Source organism: Rheinheimera sp. WS51 (assembly GCF_050936095.1).
Classification (GTDB): domain Bacteria; phylum Pseudomonadota; class Gammaproteobacteria; order Enterobacterales; family Alteromonadaceae; genus Alishewanella.
This window is the reverse complement of the sequence record NZ_JBOTRC010000010.1, coordinates 105712-111789: the sequence shown is the minus strand read 5'-3', so window position 1 is coordinate 111789 and position 6078 is coordinate 105712. Positions and strand designations below refer to the sequence as shown.

General features: G+C 42.6%; 6 protein-coding genes. 3 read left to right on the top strand and 3 right to left on the bottom strand.

What is annotated here, in order from left to right; all coding sequences use genetic code 11:
• Nucleotides 1–289 precede the first annotated feature (289 nt).
• The gene (locus ACRCA4_RS11980; protein WP_433188819.1) at nt 290–589 is read left to right on the top strand and encodes a hypothetical protein; all 300 of its coding nucleotides are present in this window, start codon (nt 290–292) and stop codon (nt 587–589) included.
• A gap of 67 nt (nt 590–656) precedes the next feature.
• Here the strand turns inward: ACRCA4_RS11980 and fre are convergent, their stop codons facing one another.
• The gene (gene fre / locus ACRCA4_RS11975; RefSeq protein WP_433188816.1) at nt 657–1364 is read right to left on the bottom strand and encodes an NAD(P)H-flavin reductase; all 708 of its coding nucleotides are present in this window, start codon (nt 1362–1364) and stop codon (nt 657–659) included.
• An 82-nt stretch (nt 1365–1446) separates the two neighbouring features.
• The gene (ubiD, locus tag ACRCA4_RS11970; RefSeq protein ID WP_433188813.1) at nt 1447–2928 is read right to left on the bottom strand and encodes a 4-hydroxy-3-polyprenylbenzoate decarboxylase; all 1482 of its coding nucleotides are present in this window, start codon (nt 2926–2928) and stop codon (nt 1447–1449) included.
• Nucleotides 2929–3145: 217 nt separating this feature from the next.
• Between ubiD and metC the strand changes: the two genes are divergently transcribed.
• Together metC and ACRCA4_RS11960 are read left to right on the top strand one after the other, a co-directional pair.
• Nucleotides 3146–4318, top strand: coding sequence for a cystathionine beta-lyase (metC, locus tag ACRCA4_RS11965; protein ID WP_433188810.1), 1173 nt, complete (start codon nt 3146–3148; stop codon nt 4316–4318).
• A gap of 77 nt (nt 4319–4395) precedes the next feature.
• The gene (locus ACRCA4_RS11960) at nt 4396–5232 is read left to right on the top strand and encodes an ion transporter (protein WP_433188808.1); all 837 of its coding nucleotides are present in this window, start codon (nt 4396–4398) and stop codon (nt 5230–5232) included.
• Here ACRCA4_RS11960 and ACRCA4_RS11955 read toward each other — a convergent pair.
• The gene (locus ACRCA4_RS11955) at nt 5219–5914 is read right to left on the bottom strand and encodes a VC0807 family protein (protein ID WP_433188805.1); all 696 of its coding nucleotides are present in this window, start codon (nt 5912–5914) and stop codon (nt 5219–5221) included. The genes ACRCA4_RS11960 and ACRCA4_RS11955 overlap by 14 nt on opposite strands.
• Nucleotides 5915–6078: the final 164 nt, after the last annotated feature.

Below are 6078 nucleotides of genomic sequence, written 5' to 3'. Positions count from 1 at the left end.
AAATCAATGAACCTGACCCCTTTGATTACAAAGTGGTAATAGTTTTTGGTTTAATCCCGAATTACCGCTTGCTGCACAGCCAGACTTTTCTATATATAAAAATATAGCCACCTTACGTCCAGATTTTAGCGGTTTTTGGGGTAATGCCATTGTTCGTGTTGCGGCGGATGGCACTATTACTGAGCAAATAAAAGCAGATTTTGACCCTAAAAGTGAGTTAACCAATTTAGTTGGCTTAAAATTTAAAGGTAATGTTGAAACAGACGTTTATCGTATTTGGCGTAGGCCAATGTCTGGTACAAAACAGGTTATCGTCACACCTTCATTACAGGTTTCTCGGTCAATGTCGGGTATGTTCTGGTGGGAGCAAGCTGCTAAAAATGGTCTGTTAGATGCGCAGCGTGTGATGGCAGCTTATCATAAACAATGGGAAGAATATTTGTTGCAACAAGATGACGCAGAAGTCATAGCGTGGGCAGGGAGTAAACTTATTTTAGATGGAAAACGCGAGCAAGGTATGCAGTTGCTGGAGCAGACTATAGCAAAAAACTATAAACCCGCCTTAGAAATGAAAAAGCAGTTTATGTAACAGTAGGGTGTGTAAAAGTAGTCAATGGATAAAAAAGTAAAAATGCCCGTTTAGGGCATTCTTACTATTAGATATAAGCAAAAGCATCACAGAACATATTTTCACGCTCTGCACCATGCTGTACAAAAGCATCTCTAACAACGCCGGCCATGGCAAAAGGGCCGGCGATATAAATATCAAAGTCGGCTAAGGAGGCGAAATCTTCTAACACCGCTTGGTGGACTAAGCCGGTTCTGCCTTGCCATTGTGTTGTGGGGTTTTGTACAACAGGTACAAAAGTATATAGCGGGTTGCTGTTGGCCCATTGTTGCATTTGGGGGTGATGGTATAAGGCGTCTTGATCACGCACGCCCCAGTAGGCAAAAACAGGACGGTTAACTTGTTGCTTGGCAAGGGTTTGGGCAATGCTATAAATATAAGAAAACCCGGTGCCGCCGGCTAATAAAATGAGTGGTCGGTCGCTATCGACGCGCAATTGTGCATTACCTAAACCAATTTCAGCTAATACCGGCTGTTTAGCGGCATATAGCTGCTGTAAATGAGTTAATGCTTGGCCGGCATACTTGTCTGCTACCGATGCGCCTATATGTAACTCTATTTGCTTGCTGTTGGCGTGACTGGCAATAGAGAATGGTCTTTTGTCTTCATCGCTTAAGCAAATTTGTAGGTATTGACCACTTTGATAGTTAATGGGCGTGTGTGGTGTTAATAGCACGCGGTTCACTGTTGGCGTTAATGGTTCTATAGCATCAATAGTACAAGCAATTATGGTCATAGCGCTCTCAGATAAAGGTGTAATTTTAGTACAAGGTTAATTATATTGTTGCGCTAAGCGTACCTGATGCTTAGCGATTCTATTACGGTTGTTTGGGCAGTGTGATCCCAAGAGTTGGCCATATATCATCAACCCGTTGTTTTACTGCAGGGTCCATAACGATTGGCTCGCCCCATTCTCGGTCGGTTTCGCCGGGCCATTTATTCGTGGCATCCATACCCATTTTCGAGCCTAAGCCTGAAACGGGTGAAGCAAAGTCTAGATAGTCTATGGGCGTGTTTTCAACTAAGGTTGTATCGCGAGCTGGATCCATCCGAGTGGTAATGGCCCAAATAACATCTTGCCAGTCGCGAGCATTGATATCGTCATCACAAACAATAACAAATTTAGTATACATAAACTGGCGTAAGTACGACCAAACGCCCATCATTACTCGTTTAGCATGGCCAGGGTATTGCTTTTTCATGGTAACCACAGCTAAGCGATACGAGCAGCCTTCTGGCGGCAAGTAAAAGTCGGTAATTTCTGGAAACTGTTTTTGTAATATGGGCACAAAAACTTCATTTAGTGCCACGCCCAAAATAGCCGGTTCATCAGGTGGCCGGCCAGTATAGGTACTGTGATAAATAGGATCTTTACGTTGGGTAATATGGGTAACGGTAAATACCGGAAAATCGTCTACTTCATTGTAATAACCAGTATGATCACCATAAGGGCCTTCAGGCGCCATTTCGCTTGGGTCGATATAACCCTCTAGAATATACTCAGCGCTGGCAGGCACTTGTAAATCGTTACTTATACACTTGACCACTTCAGTATTATCGCCGCGTAATAACCCAGCAAAACCATATTCAGATAAGCTATCCGGTACTGGGGTGACAGCACCTAAAATAGTGGCAGGATCTGCGCCTAATGCCACTGAAACCGGATAGTTTTTACCTGGATTTGCTTTTTTAAACTCATAAAAATCTAAGGCGCCACCTCGGTGAGACAGCCAGCGCATAATTAATTTATTTTTAGCTAATAATTGCTGGCGATAAATGCCTAAATTTTGCCGCTCTTTATGGGGGCCCTTGGTAACGGTTAAGCCCCAAGTAATTAAAGGCGCGGCATCGCCTGGCCAGCAGGTCATAATAGGCAGTTTAGTTAAATCAACTTGATCACCGGTTAATATAACATCTTGGCAGGGTGCTTTTTTTACTTGCTTAGGTGACATATTAAGCACTTGCTTAAAAATAGGCAGTTTATTAAAGGCGTCTTTTAAGCCTTTTGGTGGTTCTGGCTCTTTTAAAAAAGCCAGTAACTTACCCACTTCTCGCAAGGCAGAAACGTCTTCTTGGCCCATGCCTAACGCAACTCGCTGAGTGGTACCAAATAAATTCGCTAATACAGGCGTGTTATAGCCTTTTGGGTTTTCGAATAAAATAGCCGGCCCACCCGCGCGCAGAGTACGATCGGCTATTTCGGTCATTTCTAATACCGGATCTACTTCTGTGGTCACTCTGACAAGTTCACCACGTTTTTCTAATTGAGCAATAAAATCACGTAAATCTTTATATTTCATGGCAGTCCCGATGGTCAGGCCTAAGCTACTAGCACTCTTTATTATTTAGCTATTATACAGCTCTGTTACAAGCTTGCTAGTTTAAGCCCTGAACTTGTTATTAGCGTAACAATTTCCTTAAGCTAGCTAGCGCAAATATTAGGTGGTGTTGACAGTGCACTACTATTAGTGAGTAATGGCTAGATAGCTGGCAATAATGAAATAGGTTGGATTGAGTATGAAAAAACAAACGCAATTGATTTGTGCTGGTCGTAATAAAAAGTACAGTGGCTATGCCGTTAACCCGCCAGTTGTTCGCGCATCGACTATTGTTTTTGAAAGCTTTGCCCAGCTAAAGCATGCGGCTGGCCAAATGGGGAATAGGGTGCCTTATTATGGTCGGCGAGGTACAGATACTCACTTTGCTTTACAGCAAGCTATCTGTGAACTCGAAGGAGGTGCGGGCTGCGCGTTATATCCTTGTGGCTCGGCCGCAGTCAGTGGGGCTTTGTTGGCATTTTTGTCGGCGGGTGATCACTTATTAATGGTCGATAGCGTTTATGAGCCTACCCGTGCTTTATGTAATAAAATTTTAAAACGACTGGGTGTAGAAACCGAATACTATGACCCGCGTATTGGAGCCGAGATAAGTAAGTTAATTAAACCGAATACACGAATGATTTTTTTAGAATCACCCGGCTCGCTTACTTTTGAAGTACAAGATATTCCGGCTATTTGTCAGGTTGCTAAGCAGCACAATATTGTTACGGTGCTAGATAATACTTGGGCCTCGCCTATTCTATGCCAGCCATTTGCTTTAGGGGTTGATGTTTCTATTCAAGCCGCGACTAAATATATCGTGGGTCACTCTGATGTTATGTTAGGTACCGCCTCTGCTAATGAACAACATTGGCCACAGTTACGCGAACAAAGTTATCTGTTGGGTTATTGTGCGTCTGCTGACGATGCATACACAGCGTTACGGGGCCTTCGAACTTTAGCGGTGCGGTTAAAACAACATGAACAAAGCGCGTTAGCGGTAGTGGATTGGCTGCTGCAACGAGCAGAAGTAGCACAAGTTTATCACCCCGCATTAGCCAGTCACCCTGGACATGATATTTTTAAGCGCGATTTCAGTGGCAGTAATGGGTTGTTTTCCTTTGCATTAACGTGTGGAACAGCCAGTCAAATAGCGGCTTTTATTGAAGGCATGTCTTATTTTAAGATGGGGTTTTCATGGGGTGGTTATGAAAGTTTAATTACCGCTACTATGCAGGTGCAACGGCTACGTACAGCCACTTGTTGGCCACAGCTGGGCCCGTTATTACGCTTACATATTGGTTTAGAAGATATAGACGATTTAATCACAGATCTAAGTCAAGCTTTTGCACGATTTCATGCGGCTGAATAAAATATATGGCAAAGATTGACGGTGCAAATTGCTGACATACAATAGCGAAAAAACTTCCCTATACTTAAGGTAGCTGTATGAGCACTGAGACAACACTTGCCGTACCTATGCGAAATAATCGTATTAAATTTTTTATTGAAAAACCCTTAGTACAGCATTTTTTGCTGGCGCTAATTTTAATTAACGCTGTAACACTAGGTTTAGAAACCTTTCCTGTTGTAATGGCTGTAATAGGGCCGGTTATACATATTTTAGATAAGGCAATTTTAACGATCTTTGTGTTAGAAATAGCGCTAAGGCTGTTTGTATACCGACTGAGTTTCTTTAAAGATGCCTGGAGTGTTTTTGATTTTATTGTAGTTGGTATCGCATTACTGCCTGCCAGCGGGCCGTTTTCAGTGTTGCGTGCACTGCGAGTCTTAAGGGTGTTGCGGGTGCTTACCTTTGTACCCTCAATGAAAAAAATAGTCGGTGCTTTAATGCAGTCTCTTAATGGCATGCTTTCTATTACTATGGTGCTCGGCTTAATTTATTACGTTGCCGCGGTCATGGTAACCAAGCTGTTTGGTGAGGCTTTTCCCGAGTGGTTTGGTAGTTTAGGCGCGTCTTTATATACCTTATTTCAAATTATGACCCTAGAAAGTTGGTCTATGGGCATTGCGCGTCCGGTAATGGAACAATTCCCCTATGCATGGCTATTTTTTGTGCCTTTTATTCTTATCGCAACTTTTACCATGCTTAATTTGTTTATTGCTGTGATAGTTAACGCCGTGCAAAGCATGCATGACGAAGAGCATAAAGCAGAGCATGATGCTGACGCCGCGACTCAGCAACAACTGCTGGCGCAAATGCAGTTATTACAACAAGAACTGGCGCACATGCGGGCGCAACTAGTGAATACTAAAGTACAATAAACTCTTCTAACGATTGGCCGGTGAGTCGGCCAATTTGGCGGAAGATATAAAAAATAGCGGCCATTAACATCACCATGCTTGGTAGGGCAATAACAGGGTAACTTAACCATGTCATGCGACCAAGCTCTTCAGCGTAAGCGGTCGTGCCAGGCAAGCTAACGACTATGGCCTTGGCTAAAATATAATTTAACGCGGCCGAGATAAAAAAAGTGCCAGCAACAATAAAGCCGGCGCGCTCTGTGCTTTTGGCAAATTTTGCGCTGTTGCCACGCAAAGCTAAAGCCTTATCTAACTTTTCTATATCTATCACTTCTGGGTTAATTAGTAAGGTTTTTACTAAGGGATAGCGGGTGTACTGGCTAATTAATACAGCAACACCAATTAATGCTGGTACCATGGCTTCTTTAATGGCGATATAGGCAGGGTCAAGCTGCAATAAGCTAATGCCACCGGTGAGCAATACACTTATTACCCCCAGTATTGAGAAAAAATTTACTTTACCTGACTTAATTAAACTCCAGCCGCCATAAGCTAAAGGAAAAGCTAGCGCGATAACCACAGACCAGACGGGGCCTAAGGTATCTTCAGTGCTTAACTTGCTTAATATCAATGCAGGAGCAATGATATTAAACAACATATCACTTAAAAAATTTGACTTTTTCTTGCTGCGAGGCTGGTTCATATGGATTTAAATCAAGCTGATAATAAGCCTGTATTGTACGCATATCTTTGCTTTAATGAAGTGCTAGTGATTTATTTTTAATAACAGCCTATTTTGTTAAGGGGCAGTGTTGAGTCTATTTTCATAACCCTATAGGGTATTTTTATCTACAATTTTAAGGTGCT